The sequence below is a fragment of the Streptomyces sp. NPDC048696 genome (genome assembly GCF_043198895.1).
Classification (GTDB): domain Bacteria; phylum Actinomycetota; class Actinomycetes; order Streptomycetales; family Streptomycetaceae; genus Streptomyces.
Genome location: NZ_JBICVJ010000006.1, coordinates 388545 through 407063 on the forward strand (window position 1 = coordinate 388545; position 18519 = coordinate 407063).

20 protein-coding genes are annotated in these 18519 nt (G+C 72.3%); 11 read left to right on the plus strand and 9 right to left on the minus strand.

From position 1 onward, the window contains the following. Positions 1-13: 13 nt before the first annotated feature. Complete coding sequence (locus ACGFRG_RS15735) at positions 14-925, minus strand: alpha/beta fold hydrolase (protein WP_393264221.1); 912 nt, start codon at positions 923-925, stop codon at positions 14-16. A 123-nt stretch (positions 926-1048) separates the two neighbouring features. On the opposite strand from ACGFRG_RS15735, the gene ACGFRG_RS15740 reads away from it, so the two are divergent. Beyond that, positions 1049-2470: an FAD-dependent oxidoreductase gene (locus tag ACGFRG_RS15740; RefSeq protein WP_393264224.1), complete on the plus strand. Its 1422-nt coding sequence runs from the start codon at positions 1049-1051 to the stop codon at positions 2468-2470. 48 nt (positions 2471-2518) lie between these two features. Here the strand turns inward: ACGFRG_RS15740 and ACGFRG_RS15745 are convergent, their stop codons facing one another. Together ACGFRG_RS15745 and ACGFRG_RS15750 are read right to left on the minus strand one after the other, a co-directional pair. Further along, the gene (locus ACGFRG_RS15745; RefSeq protein ID WP_393264429.1) at positions 2519-3448 is read right to left on the minus strand and encodes an NAD(P)-dependent oxidoreductase; all 930 of its coding nucleotides are present in this window, start codon (positions 3446-3448) and stop codon (positions 2519-2521) included. Between the two features lie 42 nt (positions 3449-3490). Beyond that, positions 3491-3952, minus strand: coding sequence for a MarR family winged helix-turn-helix transcriptional regulator (locus ACGFRG_RS15750; RefSeq protein WP_393264227.1), 462 nt, complete (start codon positions 3950-3952; stop codon positions 3491-3493). Between the two features lie 188 nt (positions 3953-4140). Between ACGFRG_RS15750 and ACGFRG_RS15755 the strand changes: the two genes are divergently transcribed. Genes ACGFRG_RS15755 through pcaG form a run of 4 tightly spaced genes read left to right on the plus strand, consistent with a single transcriptional unit; the run spans position 4141 to position 6930 of the window. Continuing rightward, positions 4141-4944 (plus strand): CoA-transferase, encoded by an 804-nt coding sequence (locus tag ACGFRG_RS15755; protein ID WP_361419374.1) that lies wholly within the window; start codon positions 4141-4143, stop codon positions 4942-4944. Further along, a complete protein-coding gene (locus ACGFRG_RS15760; RefSeq protein ID WP_393264230.1) occupies positions 4941-5693 on the plus strand; it encodes a CoA-transferase subunit beta in 753 nt (250 codons plus the stop codon). The genes ACGFRG_RS15755 and ACGFRG_RS15760 overlap by 4 nt, the downstream gene beginning before the upstream one ends. Before the next feature lie 11 nt (positions 5694-5704). Then, a complete protein-coding gene (pcaH, locus tag ACGFRG_RS15765) occupies positions 5705-6406 on the plus strand; it encodes a protocatechuate 3,4-dioxygenase subunit beta (RefSeq protein ID WP_393264233.1) in 702 nt (233 codons plus the stop codon). After that, entirely contained in the window at positions 6406-6930 is a 525-nt protein-coding gene (pcaG, locus tag ACGFRG_RS15770) for a protocatechuate 3,4-dioxygenase subunit alpha (protein ID WP_393264235.1), read from the plus strand. The genes pcaH and pcaG overlap by 1 nt, the downstream gene beginning before the upstream one ends. Before the next feature lie 50 nt (positions 6931-6980). On the opposite strand, the gene ACGFRG_RS15775 is transcribed toward pcaG, so the two are convergent. From ACGFRG_RS15775 to ACGFRG_RS15785, 3 genes are all read right to left on the minus strand, one after another. Then, positions 6981-7748 carry a hypothetical protein gene (locus ACGFRG_RS15775; protein WP_393264238.1) on the minus strand — a complete coding sequence of 256 codons (768 nt, stop codon included), beginning with the start codon at positions 7746-7748 and terminating at the stop codon, positions 6981-6983. Beyond that, entirely contained in the window at positions 7748-9022 is a 1275-nt protein-coding gene (locus ACGFRG_RS15780) for a VWA domain-containing protein (RefSeq protein WP_361419362.1), read from the minus strand. Before ACGFRG_RS15780 ends, ACGFRG_RS15775 begins: the two co-directional genes overlap by 1 nt. 77 nt (positions 9023-9099) lie before the next feature. After that, the gene (locus ACGFRG_RS15785) at positions 9100-9795 is read right to left on the minus strand and encodes a helix-turn-helix domain-containing protein (RefSeq protein WP_393264241.1); all 696 of its coding nucleotides are present in this window, start codon (positions 9793-9795) and stop codon (positions 9100-9102) included. Positions 9796-10065: 270 nt separating this feature from the next. Here ACGFRG_RS15785 and ACGFRG_RS15790 point away from each other — a divergent pair, with 270 nt between their 5' ends. The 4 genes from ACGFRG_RS15790 to ACGFRG_RS15805 all read left to right on the plus strand — a co-directional run bounded on the left by ACGFRG_RS15790 (position 10066) and on the right by ACGFRG_RS15805 (position 14283). Next, positions 10066-10776: a hypothetical protein gene (locus ACGFRG_RS15790; RefSeq protein ID WP_361419356.1), complete on the plus strand. Its 711-nt coding sequence runs from the start codon at positions 10066-10068 to the stop codon at positions 10774-10776. Between the two features lie 333 nt (positions 10777-11109). After that, positions 11110-12138 carry an L-threonine 3-dehydrogenase gene (gene tdh, locus ACGFRG_RS15795; RefSeq protein ID WP_361419353.1) on the plus strand — a complete coding sequence of 343 codons (1029 nt, stop codon included), beginning with the start codon at positions 11110-11112 and terminating at the stop codon, positions 12136-12138. A 52-nt stretch (positions 12139-12190) separates the two neighbouring features. Beyond that, positions 12191-13372, plus strand: a complete 1182-nt coding sequence (locus ACGFRG_RS15800) for a glycine C-acetyltransferase (RefSeq protein ID WP_361419350.1) — start codon at positions 12191-12193, stop codon at positions 13370-13372. Further along, complete coding sequence (locus ACGFRG_RS15805; RefSeq protein WP_361419347.1) at positions 13369-14283, plus strand: LysR family transcriptional regulator; 915 nt, start codon at positions 13369-13371, stop codon at positions 14281-14283. Before ACGFRG_RS15800 ends, ACGFRG_RS15805 begins: the two co-directional genes overlap by 4 nt. Before the next feature lie 69 nt (positions 14284-14352). Here ACGFRG_RS15805 and ACGFRG_RS15810 read toward each other — a convergent pair whose 3' ends face one another. Both ACGFRG_RS15810 and ACGFRG_RS15815 read right to left on the minus strand, forming a co-directional pair. Then, positions 14353-14775 carry a hypothetical protein gene (locus ACGFRG_RS15810; protein ID WP_393264432.1) on the minus strand — a complete coding sequence of 141 codons (423 nt, stop codon included), beginning with the start codon at positions 14773-14775 and terminating at the stop codon, positions 14353-14355. 17 nt (positions 14776-14792) lie between these two features. After that, on the minus strand, positions 14793-15257 hold the full coding sequence (locus tag ACGFRG_RS15815) for an ATP-binding protein (RefSeq protein ID WP_393264245.1): 465 nt from the start codon (positions 15255-15257) through the stop codon (positions 14793-14795). Positions 15258-15440: 183 nt separating this feature from the next. On the opposite strand from ACGFRG_RS15815, the gene ACGFRG_RS15820 reads away from it, so the two are divergent. Beyond that, positions 15441-16301, plus strand: a complete 861-nt coding sequence (locus ACGFRG_RS15820) for a helix-turn-helix transcriptional regulator (protein ID WP_361419341.1) — start codon at positions 15441-15443, stop codon at positions 16299-16301. Beyond that, positions 16302-16538 (plus strand): DUF397 domain-containing protein, encoded by a 237-nt coding sequence (locus tag ACGFRG_RS15825; protein ID WP_188278551.1) that lies wholly within the window; start codon positions 16302-16304, stop codon positions 16536-16538. It begins immediately after the preceding gene. A gap of 94 nt (positions 16539-16632) precedes the next feature. Here the strand turns inward: ACGFRG_RS15825 and ACGFRG_RS15830 are convergent, their stop codons facing one another. After that, entirely contained in the window at positions 16633-18417 is a 1785-nt protein-coding gene (locus ACGFRG_RS15830) for an FAD-dependent oxidoreductase (RefSeq protein WP_393264249.1), read from the minus strand. Positions 18418-18519 lie beyond the last annotated feature (102 nt).

Here is an 18519-nt window from a genome sequence, read left to right on the forward strand (position 1 = left end):
GGGGGCGGCCCGGTCAGCGTGCCAGGAGTTCGCGCAGGGCGCGGACGACCTCGGCGGGGGACTCCTCCGCCATGAAGTGGCCGCAGGAGACGGTCCGGTGGACCAGATCGGGGGCCCAGTCGCGCCAGAGTTCGGCGGCGTCCACGCCGGGCGCGCCCCAGTCCTGCTGGATGACCGTCACCGGCATGCGCAGCCGGTTGCCCGTGCGGCGGTCGGCGGCGTCGTGCTCCACGTCGATGTGCGCCGAGGCCCGGTAGTCGGCGACGATCGACGGGACGGCGGCCCGGCAGGCCCGCAGATAGGCGGCGCGCACCTCGGCGGGGATCGCGTCCGGGTCGCGGGTCCACAGATCCAGGTAGTGGCCGAAGAAGTCGTCGGCGGTGGCCGCGATCATCCGCTCCGGCAGGCCCGGCGGCTGGGCCATCAGATAGAGCGGGAAGCCGACCGCGCCGGGCGTGCCGCGCAGCACCTCCCAGGTGTCCAGGGTCGGCACCACGTCGAGCGAGGCGAGATGGGTGACGGCGCCCGGATGGTCGAGCCCGGCGCGGACGGCGACGAGCGCGCCCCGGTCGTGCCCGGCGAGCGCGAACCGGTCGTGGCCGAGCGCGCGGGCGAGGGTGACGATGTCGGCGGCCATGGTCCGCTTCGCGTACGTCAGGCCGTCGGTGTCGAGCGGCTTGTCGCTGTCGCCGTAGCCGCGCAGATCGGGGCAGATCACGGTGTGGTCGGCCGCCAGCTCCGGGGCGACATGACGCCACATCAGATGCGTCTGCGGAAAGCCGTGGAGCAGCACCACGGGCGGCCCCGAGCCGCCGACGGCCGCCAGCAGCGACACCGCCTCGGCCACCGGCACCCGGTGGTAGGAGAAGCCGCCGATCCCGGGCTGCGGGGGTTGCGTGCGGTCCATGTGGTCCGTGCGTTCCATGGGGCCTGACCTTTGCCGAGCGAGCGGTCGGATCGGGCCAAATCGTATGGCTCAGGCAGGTTCCGGGCCGTGCGGCGCGTCATACTGGTCGGCCGGAGATCGCGCCGAGCAAGGGGACGTACGTTGGTGGACACGGTGATCGGGAGGGGCGCGGGCCGGAGCGGGGCACGGCACGCGGTCGTCATCGGGGGAAGTCTGGCGGGGCTGCTCGCGGCCCATGTGCTCGCGGACCACGCGGAGCGGGTGACGATCGTCGAGCGCGACCGGCTGCCCGACGGACCGGAGCCGCGCGGTGGGGTGCCGCAGAGCCGCCACACCCATGTGCTGATCCCGGGCGGCCAGGGGGCGTACGACACCCTGCTGCCCGGCTTCACCGACGAGCTGCTGGCGCACGGCGCGCCCCGCGTCGGCGCGCCCAACGACATCGTGCAGTGGCAGGGCGGGCGTTGGTTCCGCCGCACCGAGGAGACCGCCCACTTCATCACGCCGACGCGGCCGCTCCTGGAGTGGCTGGTGCGCCGCCGGGTGCTGGCCAACCCCCGGATCGAGGTCGTCGAGGGCACCGAGACCGTGGGCCTGGTCGGCGATTGCGTACGCGTACGCGGTGTGCTGCTGCGCGAACGCGGCGCGGCGGCCGCCGCCGTGGGCCGGGAGCCGCAGCGGCTCGCCGCCGACCTCGTGGTCGACGCCTCCGGGCGCGGCAGCAAGGCCGCCGACTGGCTGACCGCCATCGGCGCCGAACCACCCGTCGAGGAGACCCTGGAGACCGGCCTGTCCTACGCCACCCGCCTCTACCGCACGGACGAGGACGGATCCGGCGACAGCGACGCGCGGGGCCACTTCATCGTGCCCAACCCCGGCCAGACGTTCGGCGCGGTCGTGCTGCCCGTCGAGGGCGAGCGGTGGAACGTGACGCTCTGGGGGCTGCGCGGCGCCGAACCGCCGCTGGACGACCGGGGGTTCACCGAGTACGCGGACCGGCTGCCGCACCCGATCGTCCGCAAGTGGCTGGACGCGGCCAAGGCCGACTCGACCGCGCTCGCCTACCGCACCACCGCGAACATCCGCCGCCGCTACGACCGCCCGGGCCGCCGCCCCGCCGGGTTCCTGGCCACCGGCGACGCGCAGTGCGTCTTCAACCCGATCTACGGCCAGGGCATGACGGTCGCCGCGTTCAGCGCCCTCGCGCTGCGGGACGCGCTCGCCGACAGCCGTACGCCGACGACGCGGCGCGTCCAGAAGGCGATGTTCGCGGCGTCGCGGCAGGCGTGGGACATCTCGGCCGGATCGGACAAGAACATGCCGACCGCGTCGGGCAGCGCGGCGCGCAGCACCGTGGCCGACCGGTTCTCCGGGTGGTACCTCGGGCGCGTGGAGGCCCGGGCCACCGGTGACCCGGTGATCAGCAAGGTCTTCCGCGACGTGCTGTATCTGAGCGCGCCGGTGTCCGCGCTGTTCGCGCCGCGCATCGCGAAGGCGGTGCTGTTCGGCCCGGTGCGCCCGGCCCCGCAGGAGCCGCCGATGCGGCGGGAGTCGCGCGGGTAGCGGGCGGCTTCACGGACCCGTGGGGCCCCGGTCGGGGGGCCCCGCCGGTCAGGGCTGCTCGGGGCGGCCCGCGTAGAACGTCGCGATCACGTCCTCGTCACCGTGCCCGGCCGCCCGCGCCCGGGTGAACCGGGCCGCGGATGCGGCGATCAAGTCCAGCCGTACACCGGTCTGTTCGGCCGCCTCCAGGATCAGCCGGGCGTCCTTGAGCGCGGTCGTGAGCGCGAAGCTCGGGGTCAGATCGCCGGAGAGCAGCGCCGCCGACTTGCCCTGGAGATACGGGCTGTCCAGCGGGCCGCCCGCCATCGTGTCCAGGAACACCTTCGGGTCCAGGTCAAGCCCCTCGGCCAGGTTCAGACACTCGGCGATGCCGTTGACCAGGTTGATCACCCAGGTGTTGACGACCAGCTTCAGCCGGGAGGCCGCGCCCGGCTCCTCGCCCGCCCAGACCGTGCGCTGCCCGACGGCGTCGAGCACGGGCGCGACGGCCGCGCGGGCGGTGGACGGCCCGGCGACGAACACGGTGAGCTCGCCCTGCTCGGCCGGGAGCCGCGTGCCCATCACCGGCGCGTCCAGATACACGAGCCCCAATCCGGCCGCGCGTCCGGCAAGTTCGGCGGTGGCCTCGGGGCCGACCGTAGCGCACTGGAGCCACACGGCGGCGGGGGTCAGGCCCGGCGCCGCCGCCTCGATCGTCTCGGCGACCGAGGGGCCGTCGTTCAGCATCGTCAGCACGACGTCGGCCCCGCGCACCGCCTCCTCGGGGCTCGCGCACACGCTCGCCCCGTCGTCGGCGAGCGGCGCGGCCTTGGCGTGCGTACGGTTCCAGACGCGCACCGGCAGATCGGCCCGCAGCAGATTGCGGGCCATGGCCGCGCCCATGATGCCGGTGCCGAGGACGGCGACGGTGGGGTGCTGCGGGGCGGTGGACATGGCGTTCTCCTTCGGCGGGGCGGACTCCCGTACGTACGCGACCAGTTTGACGCCCCGGGCGGTCCGGCGGGCGGACCGCCTCGCCCGTCAGCTCGCCTCGGCCTGCTCGTCGGCGGCGCTCAGTCCGTCGGCCGCGGCGGCGACCCGGCGCAGCAGGTCGAGGAAGACGGACTGTTCGGCGGGGGCCAGCGGGGCGAGGAAGACCTGGTTCATCCGGGCCGTACGGTCGGTCAGTTCCCGGTGCAGGGCGCGGCCCTCGTCGGTGACGGCGAGCAGGGAGCGCCGGCCGTCGTGCGGGTCGCGCCGCTTGCGCAGCAGCCCGCGCCGGGTGAGCCGGCTGACCACCTCGGCGATGGTGGAGCGGTCCAGGCCGACCCGCTCGCCCACGGTCCGCTGGTCCAGGCCGGGGTCGGCGACCAGGGTGTTGAGGACGGCGAACTGGGGCGAAGTGGTCTGCTCGGAGACCATCGTCGTCCAGAGCAGATGGTGGGCCTGCTGGAGCCGCCGGGCCAGATGTCCGGGGTGGCCGCTCAAGTCGACTGCGGACACGGCGTGTTCCTCTCGTACGGCCGCCCGGGGCGAGCGCTTTCGGTCAACCACGTGCGGTCAAGTGTTCAGCGTACTGGGGGTGTTGACCCGTCGGACCCACCCGGTTAGCTTCGGAACCGGTATGTGCTCAGTGCACTGACTAAACACTGAGCCTACCGCTACGGGGAGTTGAAGGGCAGGGGGAAGCAATGGCCGAGATCCGAGGGCTGCGGGACGCCGTGGCCGACCTGATCCACGACGGGGACACCGTCGCGATGGAGGGGTTCACCCATCTGATTCCGTTCGCCGCGGGGCACGAGGTCATCCGGCAGGGCATCACCGATCTCACTCTGGTACGGATGACTCCCGATGTCATCTACGACCAGCTGATCGGCGCGGGCCTTGCCAGGAAGCTGGTGTTCTCCTGGGGCGGCAACCCGGGCGTCGGCTCGCTGCACCGCTTCCGCGACGCCGTCGAGAACGGCTGGCCCCGCCCGCTGGAGCTGGACGAGCACAGCCACGCGGGCATGGCCAACCGCTACACGGCGGGCGCCTCGCGGATGCCGTTCGCGCTGTTGCGCGGCTATCGCGGCACCGGTCACGACCGGCGTACGACAACGGTGTCAACGGTCAACTGCCCCTTCACCGGCGAGGAGCTGGCGGCGGTGGCGGCGGTCAACCCGGACGTCACGGTCATCCACGCCCAGCAGGCCGACCTCGAAGGCAACGTCCAGCTGTGGGGGCTCGCCGGGGTGCAGAAGGAGGCCGTGCTCGCGGCCGACCGGGTCCTGGTCACCGTCGAGGAGCTGGTCCGCGAGCTGGAGCCGCGCCCGGGCGCGGTGGTGCTGCCCGGCTGGGTCGTCGACGCGGTGGCCGTGGTGCCGGGCGGGGCCCATCCCTCGTACGCGGCGGGGTACTCGGAACGGGACAACGACTACTACCGGGAGTGGGACCGGGTATCCCGCGACCGTGAGGTGTTCTGCCAATGGCTCAAGGAGTGTGTGACGGGATGAGCGACGGGCCGGGCGGCACCGTGCTGATGGAGATCAACGCGGCGCGGGCGCTGGCGGGGACGAGGACGTGTTTCGTCGGGATCGGCCTGCCGTCCACGGCGGCCAACCTCGCCCGCCGCCTGCACAACCCCGGCCTGGTGCTGATCTACGAGTCCGGTGTCATCGGCGCCAGACCGACCCGGCTGCCGCTCTCCATCGGCGACGGCGAACTCGCCGACACCGCCGACACGCTCGTCTCCGTGCCGGAGATGTTCGCGTACTGGCTCCAGGGCGGGCGCGTCGACGTCGGCTTCCTGAGCGCGGCCCAGCTGGACCGGCACGCGAACATCAACACGACCGAGGTGGACCGGGGCCCCGGCCGCCCGCCCGGGCGGCTGCCCGGCGCGGGCGGGGCGCCCGAGATCGCCGCGCACTGCGGCGAGGTGCTGATCGTGCTGCGGCACTCGCCGCGCGCCCTCGTCGAGCACCTCGACTTCGTCACCACGCTCGGCCACGGCAGCGGCCCGGGCGACCGCGCCCGGCACGGGATGCGCGGCCGGGGCCCGACCGCCGTCATCACCGACCTGGGCGTCCTGCGCCCGGACCCGGCGACCGCCGAACTGGTCCTGACGCAGGTGCACCCCGGGGTGAGCGTGGAGCAGGTGCGCGAGGCGACCGGGTGGCCGCTGCGCACGGCCGACCGGGTGGAAGTGACGGAGCCGCCCACCGAGACCGAGCTGGTGGAGCTGAACGCTCTGAAGTCGGCCTGAAAGAGGTATACATGACATTGCGTCAGGACCCTGCGGGCGCTGTGCGGCGGGAGATCCCGCCCTACCGGGGCGTTTTGCTGCGGTATCCGCACCGGGCGCCACTGCCGGTGCGCGACCCCGAGGCCGTCGAGCTGTACGGGCCGGTCTTCGGTGACACGGACGTCCGCGAGAGCGACGACGATCTGACCGTCCGGCACGCGGGCGAGCCGCTGGGTGAGCGCATCACCGTCGGCGGCCGCGTCACCGACCGCCGAGGCCGGGCCGTGGCCGGGCAGCTGGTGGAGATCTGGCAGGCCAACGCGTCGGGGCGGTACGCCCATCAGCTCGACAAGCACCGCGCGCCGCTCGACCCCAACTTCACCGGATACGGCCGCTGTCTCACCGACGCCGACGGCCGGTACGGCTTCACCACCATCAAACCGGGCGCCTACCCCTGGGAGCACCACCACAACGCCTGGCGCCCCGCGCACATCCACTTCTCGCTCTTCGGCACCGCCTTCGCCCAGCGGCTGATCACCCAGATGTACTTCCCCGGCGACCCGCTGCTGGCCCTCGACCCGATCCTCCACTCGGTCGGCGGCGAGGCCGCGCGGGAGCGTCTGGTGGCGGCGTACGACCCCGAACGCTCGGTTCCGCACTGGTCGTTGGGGTACCGCTGGGACATCGTGCTCGACGGTCCTTCGGCCACCTGGTCCGAGGGGGAGGGCCGGTGATGTCCGTGCTGCCCACGCCGTTCCAGACCATCGGCCCGTTCTACGGCGAGGCCCTGCCGTTCGAGGGCGGCGCCGCGCTGGCCCCGCCGGGCCACCCGGACGCGATCACGCTGCACGGCCATGTGTACGACGGCGCGGGCGATCCCGTACCGGACGCGCTCCTGGAGTTCTGGCAGCCCGCCCCCGACGGCTCGCGGACGGGGCGGCCCGGCTCGCTGGCCCGCAACGGGGTCGACTTCACCGGTTTCGGCCGGGTGCCCACCGACGCGGCGGGCCACTGGGCCATCCGCACGCTGGCGCCGGGATCCGTCCCGTATCTCGCGGTGGCGGTCTTCGCGCGCGGGCTGCCGCACCACCTGTTCACCCGGGTGTATCTGCGGGAGGCGGCCGACCCGCTGCTCGACGCGCTGGAGCCCGAGCGGCGCCGGACCCTGCTGGCGGCGCCGGATCCCGACGCGGGCGGCTACCGCTTCGACGTCCGCCTCCAGGGCGAGGGCGAGACGGTGTTTCTCGCGTTCCACTGACCGCGACGCACTCCGCCCGCGCCACCTGGCGCGGGCGGAGTGAGGGTGTGTCAGGCGCGGGGCACGTACGACGGGCGGCCCCGGCCGCGCGTCAGGGCGTAACCCGCGACACCGGCGAGGGCGCCGAGCACGCCGCCGACGGCCGTCCAGATCCAGCGGTCGGTCCACCAGCCCGACGACCAGCCGTCGTCCGGCTCGACCTTCGGCCCGCCGGCCCCCAGCGGGGTGGAGAGGCTGCCGTCGACCGCGTGGGCGCCGCCCGCCTTCACCGTGGTGGGGGTCATCTCCGCCTTGACCGGCAGACCCCGGTCGGCGGCGGGCAGTCCGACGGCGGTGAGCCGTACGTAGTAGCTGCCCGGCAGCGGGTCGGTGGACCAGGTGTCCGCCCAGGCCCGTACCGGGCGCAGGGTGCAGGACAGTGCCACAGATGTGGCATCCGGCGCGGCCGAGCGCGTCTGCATGCCGTACATGCACGGCTGGCGGCGGCGCAGCCCGTCGTACACGTCGATCCGCCAGGTCGTCGTCTCGTGGCGGCCGGTCGAGGGCAGGGTCACCGTGGCGTCCACGGTGGGCCGCTGGCCGGCGTCGGCGGGGAAGACCCAGTACAGGTAGTCACCGCTGGAGGCGTCGGCCGTGGCCTTCTGGCCCTGCTTGACGGTCGTCGCGGTACGGAACGTGGTGCCCGCCACCGTCGGCGCGCCCGCGTTCTTGCTCTTGCTCGGGCTGGGTGACGGCGAGTCGGCCAGGGCCGGGGCCGCCGTGGTCAGCAGGGCCGCGCCGGTGAGCAGCGCGGCCGCCACCATCCTTGTCGTACGCATCAGTTGGTCCTCCAGACAGCCACACGCCAGCGCGAGATCCAGCCCCAGAGCAGACCGGCGACGAAGCCGGTGAGCACCAGGACGCCGAGCAGCCACCAGCCGCGGCCGAGGCCGAAGGCGGCGACGTCGGACGCCTGGTCGGGGCCGTCCACCACGTCGACAGCCAGCTCGACCGGCATGCCCGGCGTGGTCTTCACCGACGCGGGCGCCGCGAAGGAGTTGCTGACCTGGAGGCAGACGGTCTCGGCGGTGTTCTTGTCGCCGTCGTCCTTGGCCTTCGCCTTGGCGTAGCGCAGTCCGGTGGAGATGAGGTCGGTGCGGCCGTCGCCCGCCTCGGAGCCCCGCACGATCTCGCGGCCGTGCTGGGTGACGGCTCTCATCAGGACGCCGTAGTCGTTGTCGACCGGGCGGTCGGCGCCGACGCTCACCGAGGCGCGCAGCTCCTGGCCGGGCTTGACGTCGACCTTGTACCAGCGGTGCTCGCCGAAGGTCTCCCGGTCGGTGTAGAGGCCGGACTTCAGTGCGGGCGCGCTCTCGCAGCTGGTGGCGCCGCTGGTGGCGACCGGGACGACCACGGGGTCGGCCGCGCGGTCCACCGACTGCTTGACGCGGTCCTTGAGCTCGTCCTTGTGCTGCACCGAGGTGTACGTACCGCCGGTGGCCTGGGCGATGCAGGTCAGCTGGTCGCGGGTCTTGGCGTCCGGGTTGAGGCCGAGCGTGTCGATGACCAGGTGGATGCCCTGCGCCGCGATGTCGCGGGCCACTTCGCACGGGTCGAGCGGGGCGCAGGTGTCCTCGCCGTCCGTGATGAGCACGATCCGGCGGGTCGCGTCGCCGCCCTTGAGGTCCTGCGCCGCGCCCTGGAGTGCCGGGCCGATCGGTGTCCAGCCGGTCGGGGCGAGGGTGGCGACGGCGGTCTTGGCCTCGGTGCGGTCGAGCGGGCCGACCGGGTACAGCTGGCGGGTGTCCTTGCAGCCCACTTGGCGGTCGTCGCCGGGGTAGTTGGCGCCGAGTGTGCGTATACCGAGCTGGACCTCGGGCGGGGTCGAGTCCAGTACGTCGTTGAACGCCTGCTTGGCGACGGCGATCCGGGACTGGCCGTCGATGTCACGGGCCCGCATGGACCCGCTGACGTCGAGCACCAGCTCGACCTTCGGGGCGGCCTTCTGCGCGGGCGGTCCGTCGTCCGCGACCGCGTCGGCCGGGAGGATACCGGTGGCGAGGGTGGCGAGCAGCGCGCACACCCCGGCCGCCAGCCGTTTTCTGGTGATCATCGCCGGATCCTATGGAAGATCGCATTCCCCGCCCAAATCCTGGGCGGGGCGCGCCCGGGGACCGGGACGGCGCGCGCTCAGGGATCCGTGCGCTTCACGTTCTCCAGGAGCATGTCCAGCCACTCGGCGACCTTGTCCCGGTGCTTGTCCGTGGGCAGTTGGGCGGCCCGCCAGGCGATGCCGCGCACCCCGTGGTCCTGGAGCAGCTTCTCCAGCGGGTCCTCGCCGGCCGGGGCGGGCGCGTCGAGCTCGCGCTCGCGTTCCCGCTCCTGCGCGCGTTCCTGCTCGCGGGCGGCGAAGGTGTGCAGCAGGTCCTGTTCGGTGCGGAGCAGGGCGTCGGCCAGCGCCTCGGCGTCGTCGGCGGTGAGATAGCCCGCGTGCACCTTGAAGAACCGCTGGATGGCGTCGCAGTGCTCCATGGTGGGGCGCCGGTCGCCGTTGATGAGCGCGCCCGCCTGCTGCCGGGACATGCCCGCGCCGTCGGCGATCTCCTGCTGGGTGTACGGGCGCCCGTTGGGTTTCAGCCGGGAGCCGCGCAGCAGGGAGAACCGCTGGAGGAAGCGGGCCTGGAGGTCCGGCTCACCGGCCGGGCGGCCGTCGAGCAGGGCCTCGACGACATCGGACGGAACGCCCGAGGCGTCGGAGAGTTGGTGGACGTCGAAGACCTCGGCCTGGCTCATTCCGAGCTTGCGGGCCAGTTCGTCGACGCGGGCGGCGATGGCCCCCAGGGGGCCCGTGGCCGCTGGTCCCGGATCCGAGAAGCCGTCCGTCACCAGTAATTCTCCTAGATCACACGAGTTGCTCCGCACAGTTCGAACACAGAGCGAAGCTGCCCGGAGGCTACTTGTTCTCGGTCTATACAACCAGAACTTGCCACAGCTGTGGCGTATTTGAGGCGTTCTCGGGCTGGAATGCCACGATGGTTGACATTGTCCTGCCGACGGGAGCAGGATCGCAACACGGTGCGAAGATCGACCTCTGTGGCACGAGGACGTGGAGGACGGCAGGCGCACCGCGTGCCTGCAAGAGGAGTCGCGTTCTCGATGGTGGAAGAACCGTTGGCGAACAGGTCGGTCGGCCCGGTACCGCAGAACGTACGGGGCGGCACCGCAGCCGAGGAGTGGGACGCCGATACGCGCGCGTATGTGGACGACCACATCGCGATGATGGACGCCACGAACTTACCGTCGTTCCTGGTCGACCGGGGCTGGAACGTCCTGCACGCCAACACCGCGTACCACACGCTGTTCCGTGCGGTCGGCCCGCATGCGACGGCCATGCCGCGGGACAACTTCCTCCGGTTCGTCCTCTTCCACCCCAACGCGGGTTCCGTGCTCGCGCAGCACGAGACGGGTTGGTGTCTGCCGATGCTCGCGCACCTCTCGTCGGCCCTGGAGCAGGACCCCGACCACCCCGAACTGAGCGCGGTCCGCAGCGAGATCGCCGACGACCCGCTGATGAGCGCGGCCTACCAGCAGGGCCTGCCGCACTGGATGCGCATGGTCGGCCCGGCCGCGGTGGACCACGACGGCTCCGTGCGCGCGCTGCGCCACCCGGACCCGGGCTGGGACGTGGTGGAGTGCCGGATCGTCGACGAGTCGTCGGGGAAGCTGGGGAAGCTGGGGCTGCGGCGGGTGACGCTGGTGCTGCGCGGGCCGGGCGCCCGCAAGCGCCGCGCCCGGCCACTGGCCGCCTGGCGGGGCCGGGGCCACCTGAAGGTCGTGGCCGCGACGGGACCGGGCACCGAGAACTGACGCCTTGTTCCGGGGCCCGGCCGAACCGAAAGCTGACCGGCAGTCACCTACGCCGAACTCCGTCTGCCGCGCCGCCTGTTGCCGACGTGAGCCCGGCCTGAACGCGGACGACCCCGTACAGGGCGGTCCGTCAAGCCGACGTGGCCGGTGACGCGGGTGAAACCTCTGTTGACGCGAGTGAAGAAGGAGCGCGCGAGGGGCGCGCGTGAAGCTCGGCTGTTGCCCCGTTTAAGAAATCCTCGATGGACGGGAACGCTCCCGCTCGGCAGATTAGTGATCAGCCATGGATCCATGGCCTTTCGCCCCCTTTGTACGCGCCCGGGAGCCCCGCCCATGAAGGCCCTTGTCAAGCAGCACGCCGAACCCGGACTGTGGCTCATGGACGTCCCGGAGCCGGAGACCGGCCCCGGCGATGTGCTGATCAAGGTGCTGCGCACCGGCATCTGCGGCACCGACCTGCACATCCGCTCCTGGGACGGCTGGGCGCAGGGCGCGGTCAAGACCCCGCTGGTCATCGGCCACGAGTTCGTCGGCGAGGTCGCGGCCGTCGGCGCGGACGTCCAGGACATCGCGGTCGGCGACCTGGTCAGCGGCGAGGGCCACCTGGTCTGCGGCAAGTGCCGCAACTGCCTCGCGGGCCGGCGCCACCTGTGCCGCTCCACCATCGGCCTGGGTGTCGGGCGCAACGGCGCGTTCGCTGAGTTCGTGGCGCTGCCCGCCTCCAACGTGTGGGTGCACCGCACCCCGGTCGACCTCGACGTCGCCGCGATCTTCGACCCGTTCGGCAACGCCGTGCACACCGCGCTCTCCTTCCCGCTGGTCGGCGAGGACGTCCTGATCACCGGCGCGGGCCCGATCGGCATCATGGCCGCCGCCGTCGCGCGGCACGCCGGCGCCCGTAACGTCGTGATCACCGACGTCAGCCCCGAGCGCCTGGAGCTGGCCCGCAAGGCCGGTGCGACGCTGGCCGTGAACGTGGCGCAGTCCTCGATCGCGGACGCGCAGCGTCAGCTCGGCCTGCGCGAGGGCTTCGACATCGGCCTGGAGATGTCCGGCCGCGCCGAGGCCATGCGCGACATGATCGACAATATGACGCACGGCGGCCGCATCGCGATGCTCGGCCTGCCCGCCCAGGAGTTCGCGGTCGACTGGTCGAAGATCGTCACCTCGATGATCACGGTCAAGGGCATCTACGGCCGTGAGATGTTCGAGACGTGGTACGCGATGACGGTCCTGCTCGAAGGCGGCCTCGACCTCAGCCCCGTGATCACCGGCAGCTACGGCTACCAGGACTTCGACGCGGCCTTCGACGAGGCCGCCACCGCCCGCAGTGGCAAGATCATCCTCGACTGGACCGTCTGAGTCCCCTTCTCGGCAGCCACCGCGCAGCCACTCGGCATCTAGGAGCCTGAGCATGTACGCGTCCGTCCGCGACGACCTCAAGAACACCCTCGACGAGATCCGCGAGGCCGGCCTCTTCAAGCCCGAGCGGGTGATCTCCACCCCGCAGAGCGCCTCGGTCGGCGTCCCCACCGGCGAGGTCCTGAACTTCTGCGCCAACAACTACCTGGGCCTGGCCGACCACCCCGAGGTGATCGCCGCCGCCAAGGAGGCGCTGGACCGCTGGGGCTACGGCATGGCCTCGGTCCGCTTCATCTGCGGCACCCAGGACGTCCACAAGGAGCTGGAGGCGCGTCTGTCGGCGTTCCTCGGCCAGGAGGACACGATCCTCTACTCGTCCTGCTTCGACGCCAACGGCGGTGTCTTCGAGACCCTGCTCGGCGCCGAGGACGCGGTGATCTCCGACGCCCTCAACCACGCCTCGATCATCGACGGGATCCGCCTGTCCAAGGCCGCCCGCTACCGCTACGCCAACCGCGACATGGCCGAGCTGGAGGCCAAGCTCAAGGAGGCCGCGGGCGCGCGCCGTCGCCTCATCGTCACCGACGGTGTCTTCTCGATGGACGGCTATGTCGCCCCGCTCCAGGAGATCTGCGACCTCGCCGACCGCTATGACGCGATGGTCATGGTCGACGACTCGCACGCGGTGGGCTTCGTCGGCCCCGGCGGCCGCGGCACCCCCGAGCTGCACGGCGTGATGGACCGCGTCGACATCATCACCGGCACCCTCGGCAAGGCGCTGGGCGGCGCCTCCGGCGGCTATGTCGCGGCCCGCGCCGAGATCGTCGCCCTGCTGCGCCAGCGCTCGCGCCCGTACCTGTTCTCGAACTCGCTGGCCCCGGTGATCGCGGCCGCCTCGCTCAAGGTCCTGGACCTGCTGGAGTCGGCGGGCGACCTGCGCGACAAGCTCGCCGCCAACACCTCGCTCTTCCGTACGAAGATGACCGAGGCGGGCTTCGAGATCCTGCCCGGCGACCACGCCATCGCGCCCGTCATGATCGGCGACGCCGCCGAGGCCGCCCGCATGGCCGAGCTGCTGCTTGAGCGCGGTGTGTACGTGATCGGCTTCTCGTACCCGGTCGTCCCGATGGGCCAGGCCCGCATCCGGGTCCAGCTCTCCGCCGCCCACTCCACGGCGGACGTGGAGCGGGCCGTGGCGGCGTTCGTCGACGCCCGGGCGACAATGGCCGGGTGATCGACCCGCGCCGGCTCCGCATTCTGCGCGCCGCGGCGGACCACCGTACGGTGACCGCCGCGGCCGCAGCGCTGTATCTGACCCCCTCGGCCGTCTCCCAGCAGCTCGCCGCCCTGGAGCAGGAGACCGGCCACACGCTGCTGATCCGCAGTGGCAAGGGCGTACGGCTCACCGCGGCCGGCGAGATCCTGCTCGATCACGCCAACGCGGTCCTCGCGCAGCTGGAGCGGGCCGAGGCGGAGCTGGCCGCCTACGCGGGCGGCGAGGCCGGAGACGTGACCGTGACGGCCTTCGCGACCGGTATCGCGGAGGTGCTGGCCCCGGCCGTGGCCCGGCTGCGCGAGACACACCCCGCGATCCGGGTCCGGGTGCGGGACGTGGAGGGGGACGAGTCGCTGCCGATGGTCCTGGACGGGGAGGCGGATCTCGCGCTCGCGGTCGAGTACCGGGGCGCCCCCCGCGAGGACGACCGGCGCCTGGTCCGGGTGCCGCTCTACGCCGAGCCCTTCGACGCGGTGCTCCCCGCCGGGCACCCGCTGGCGCACGCGCCCGAGGTGCGGCTCTCGGCCCTGTCCGAGGACGACTGGATCGGCCCCTACCCCGGCAACCCGTGCCACGACGTGGTGCTCCTGGCCTGTGAACTCGCCGGGTTCGAACCGAAGTTGATCCACTCCTCGGACGACTTCCGCGCGGTGGCGGCGCTGGCCGGGGCGGGCGCGGGCGTGGCCCTGGTGCCCCGCTCGGCGCTGCGCGGCATGGAGCAGGCGAACACGGTGGTGCGCCCGGTGGCGGGCCCGGCCGCCACCCGCCGGGTCTTCGCGGCCGTACGCAGCGGCGCCGAGCACCATCCGCTGCTCAGGCCGGTCCTGGACGCGCTGGTCAGGGCGGCGCAGGGATTGACGACGGGCTGAGCCCGCGCCGGGGAGACGGTGTGACGGGGCGGGGCAGGACGTCCCAGCCCGGGTCGGCGAGTGCGCGCGTCAGTTCCATGCCGGTGCCGTTCCAGTCAGCTGGCAAACCACCAGGTACAGCGGGATCGGAGGGGTGTACGGGGTCGGGCCGTCCGGGGTGTGGATCAGCCGGCGGACCGCTGTCCCCGGTGCGGGCTCAGGGACGCGGGCGCCCGGGGCGTAATGGGCCGGACGCGGCCAGGTGAGCTCATGGTCGGAGCCCGCGGGGACCAGCCACCACCAGTAGTCCGGGTCGGCGAACACGCAGCCCGGGCGGGGCAGCCGCGACAGCACCCGGAAGCCGTACGCCGCGGGCACCCCCACCGCGTCACAGCCCTGGAGCGCCGGGAGCGACGGCGGCGGCACCAGTATGCCGCCGCCGATCGCTCCGGCGCCCCCGTGCGAGCCAGGCCCCCAAGGCCCCCCAGCCTGTTCCTGGCCGCCTCTGGACAGAAGAGTTCGTGAACCTCTCAACACGCTCGGCCCGCCCCGAGCCGGGCCCAGACGACGCGTCCCGGGCCGTGCGGAACGTCGTGCGCGCCCCACGCCACGCTGAGCGCGTCGACCAGCAGCAGTCCGCGCCCGCGCTCCTCGTCGGCGGCCGCGTCGCACAGGGCGGGCCCGCAGGCCCCGTATCCCTGGTCGCGGACCGCGAGTGTCAAGTGGCCGTCGGTGAAGCAGAGTTCGCAGGCCACGCGGGTGCCCGCGGTGTGTACGACGGCGTTGGTGACGAGTTCGGAGATGACGAGCGCCGCCTCGTCGCCCAGGTCGTCGCCCAGGCCCCACCGGGTCACGAGTTCCGCCGTGTGGCGGCGGGCCAGGGCGGCGGACTCGGGGCGAGCGGTCAGCTCGAACGAGTACCGGCGGACATCGGCGACGGACACAGCGGGGGCCGCGGCTATGAGCTGCGGGACGAGCGCGTTACCAAGTGCCACGACCGGTTCCTCACAGTGGGGAAGCGGCGTCGCGCGCGACAGCCGCATGTGCTGGCGTTCACCGACCTACCTTCCACCCATCCGTGACACTTGGCAAGGGGCACTCTGAAAAATGCAGAGTGCTGTTTTCTGCGCTGAGGTGGCATGGCACACTGCTCGGCAACAGGGTTAGGGGAGGAAGACGTGAGTGAACCCCGGTCCGCCCCGACCGTGGGGCAGGTCGTGCTGGGCAGACGCCTGCAGGACCTGCGGGAGCGAGCCGGTCTCAAGCGCGAAGAGGCGGCCAAGGTGCTGCGCGTCGCCCCGGCCACGATCCGCCGGATGGAGACGGCCGAGGTCTCGCTGAAGATCCCGTACGTACAGCTTCTCCTGAAGGCGTACGGCATCGGCGACGAGGAGACGGACGGGTTCGTCGAGCTCGCCGAGGAGGCCAACAAGCCGGGGTGGTGGCAGCGCTTCCACGACATCCTGCCCGACTGGTTCAGCATGTACGTGAGCCTGGAGGGGGCCGCGTCGCTCATCCGGACGTATGAGCCGCACTTCGTTCCGGGGCTGCTCCAGACCGAGGAGTACGCGCGGTCCGTGATGATCAGCGGCGCGCTCGGGGCCACCAGGCCCGCCGACATAGACCGGCATGTGGCGCTGCGCATGGAGCGCCAGTCGCTGCTCACCCGGCCGGACGCCCCGAGGTTCTGGGCGATCATGGACGAGACCGTGGTGCGCCGCCCGGTCGGCAGCCGGGCGGTGCTGCGCGGGCAGCTCGACCGTCTTCTTGAGGCGGCCGAACTGCCTCATGTGACGCTCCAGATGGCGGAGTTCGCGACCGGGCACCACCCCGGGACGTACGGGCCTTTCGTCCTGTTCAGATTCGCCGTGCCGGAGCTGCCGGACATGGTCTACAGCGAGTACCTGACGGGCGCCGTCTATCTCGACGCGCGTCCCGAGGTGGCGACCCACCTCGAAGTCATGGATCGCATGGCGGCCCAGGCCGCGACTGCACAACGCACGAAGGAGATCCTGGCGGATCTCCGCGAGGAGCTGTGAATGGATCACATCTACAACGGCATGCCGGCCCGCGATCTCGGGACCGAGGGCTGGCACAAGCCGTGGAGCGGCGGCAACGGCGGCAACTGCGTCGAGGCCATGAAGCTGGCCGACGGCCGGGTCGCGGTGCGCCAGTCGGCCGACCCGGAGGGCCCCGCTCTGATCTACACCAGCAACGAGATCGCCGCGTTCATCCTGGGCGCCAAGTCGGGCAAGGCCGACTTCCTGCTGACGTGATCCACTCCCTGTCCCCTCTCTTAGGAGTAACGATTCTGCGGACGCCTCTCACGGCACCGCACCCCGCGTCCCACCTCGCCTGCCGCCCCGCGCCTCACCCCACGTCGAACACGTTGGGCAGGCCCAGCCGGTAGCGGAACCGGTCGTCGCGCCTGAGCAGATCCAGCTCCGGCGCGCTGTAGAGCGGGGTGACCGCGCAGCGCGGCGCGGCCGAACCCGTACGGTCGAGAAGGGCGTTGACGGCCAGGCGGCCCGAGGTGTTGGCGCCCTCCATCGTCGCCAGGTCGATGGGGACGGCCACATAGTCGCCCGCCAGGAAGAAGTTGGGGATCCTGGTGCCCGCCGACGGGCGGTTGTGGAACGTGCCCACCGGGTGGATCAGGAGCTCGTCCTCGTTCCTGGGCTGGGGTGTGCCGATTCCGGAGACGCCCGGGTCCAGGAACCACGAGTGCAGCTTGCCGTCGCTGAGCACCTGCCTGCCGGTGTCGTTGACCGCCGCCTTCAGCTGCGCCCACACCTCGCGCGCGACCTCCTCGCGGGTGCACTGCTTGGCCGTCTTCCCGTACAGCATCCCGGGCTTGTCCCATTCGGAGATGTCCACCGAGAGGCAGTCCACCACCGCCCCGTCGCCGAAGTCGGCCGGGAAGTTGTGGTGCGGCCAGTGCTCGGCCTGGGCGATCGCGGTCAGCGACCACGGGGAGTCGATGCAGTCGAAGTGGCCGTGGACGGCGTCCGGGCGTTCGGTGAGATAGAACTGGATGCCCGTCATCCAGTCCGTGCGCAGCTTGTCGCAGCGGGCCAGCTGCGGGTCGGCGGCGCGCAGGGCGGCATTCCAGGTGAGCCGGGCGTGCTCGACCGGCAGCGCGCAGACGAAGTGGTCGGCGCCGACCGTGCGGCGCACGCCGTCCGGGTCCTCGACCACCGCCGCCGTCACCTTCGACCCGTCGTACGCGAAGTCCCGCAGCGTCCAGCCGACGTTGAAGTCGACGCCCAGCGCCCGCAGTCGGGTCACCCACGGGTCGATCCACGCCTCGTTGGTGGGGGCGTTCAGGATCCGGTCGAGCGGGCCGTCCGCGCCCCGGCCGAGCGCGTTGAAGACGAAGGCCTCAAGGAGTGAGCCGACCGTGCGGGTGCTCGCCTCCTCCGCCTTGGTCGCCACGATGTTGCGGGTGACGCCGACGGCGAGGATGCGCTGGTACTCGTACGACATCTGCCCGGCCCGGGTGAACGTCCACCAGGGCGTGGCCTCCCACTGGTCGTTGCGGCGCTCGTCGCAGCTGGTCAGGAAGGTGACCAGGCGGTCCGCGAAGTACGCGACCTCGCGCGCGGGCAGCCGCTGGAAGGTGCCGAGCACCCCGGTGAGCGCGCGCCGCAGCGCGTCCGGGGTGAGCTGCTGCGGCGTGCCCGACCAGGGCAGCGGAAGACGCAGGTCCTCGTAGCCGGTGCGGGCGAACATCATCTCCTTGGGCGCGACCAGGTTGTCCCAGACGCCGTTGGCGTTGCCCGGGAACGGGATCCGCCGCATCGTGTCCGGCAGGTTGTGGTAGATGCCGGGGATGAAGCGGAAGCCGTGCTCGGCGGGGAGCGGGGCGCGGCCGCCGCGGGCGCTGTCCGGCACGTCCATGCTGCGCGCCTTGCCGCCGAGCGCCCGCCGCTCGTAGAGGGTGACGCGGAAGCCGCGTTCGGCGAGTTCATGGGCGGCGGTCAGCCCGGCGACCCCGCCGCCGAGCACAACGACCGACTGTCCGGCCTGCGGTGCGGCCGCGGAACGCCCGGCGGCCACGGCGGGCACCGCCGCCACGATGCCCAGGGCGGTCGCCGCGCCCGCCACCGCCGTCCCCGCGACAAACGTGCGTCTCGTACTGCCCGTTCGCTCCATGGTGCCCCCTATTACCGGTGGTAACAGTGATGTCGGCGCAGGAGCATACGGTCGTGGCGGCGAAGCCGGAAGACGTATTCGGGCCCGGTGTCGCGGGTGTGG

What these genes read in the sequence shown, in the direction of transcription:
- ACGFRG_RS15780 (WP_361419362.1), bottom strand. Translation starts at nt 9,022, where the DNA reads ATGATCACCAGAAAACGGCTGGCGGCCGGGGTGTGCGCGCTGCTCGCC.
- ACGFRG_RS15800 (WP_361419350.1), top strand. Translation starts at nt 12,191, where the DNA reads ATGTACGCGTCCGTCCGCGACGACCTCAAGAACACCCTCGACGAGATC.
- ACGFRG_RS15755 (WP_361419374.1), top strand. Translation starts at nt 4,141, where the DNA reads ATGGCCGAGATCCGAGGGCTGCGGGACGCCGTGGCCGACCTGATCCAC.
- ACGFRG_RS15760 (WP_393264230.1), top strand. Translation starts at nt 4,941, where the DNA reads ATGAGCGACGGGCCGGGCGGCACCGTGCTGATGGAGATCAACGCGGCG.
- ACGFRG_RS15775 (WP_393264238.1), bottom strand. Translation starts at nt 7,748, where the DNA reads ATGCGTACGACAAGGATGGTGGCGGCCGCGCTGCTCACCGGCGCGGCC.
- ACGFRG_RS15790 (WP_361419356.1), top strand. Translation starts at nt 10,066, where the DNA reads ATGGTGGAAGAACCGTTGGCGAACAGGTCGGTCGGCCCGGTACCGCAG.
- pcaH (WP_393264233.1), top strand. Translation starts at nt 5,705, where the DNA reads ATGACATTGCGTCAGGACCCTGCGGGCGCTGTGCGGCGGGAGATCCCG.
- pcaG (WP_393264235.1), top strand. Translation starts at nt 6,406, where the DNA reads ATGTCCGTGCTGCCCACGCCGTTCCAGACCATCGGCCCGTTCTACGGC.
- ACGFRG_RS15825 (WP_188278551.1), top strand. Translation starts at nt 16,302, where the DNA reads ATGGATCACATCTACAACGGCATGCCGGCCCGCGATCTCGGGACCGAG.
- tdh (WP_361419353.1), top strand. Translation starts at nt 11,110, where the DNA reads ATGAAGGCCCTTGTCAAGCAGCACGCCGAACCCGGACTGTGGCTCATG.
- ACGFRG_RS15735 (WP_393264221.1), bottom strand. Translation starts at nt 925, where the DNA reads ATGGAACGCACGGACCACATGGACCGCACGCAACCCCCGCAGCCCGGG.
- ACGFRG_RS15830 (WP_393264249.1), bottom strand. Translation starts at nt 18,417, where the DNA reads ATGGAGCGAACGGGCAGTACGAGACGCACGTTTGTCGCGGGGACGGCG.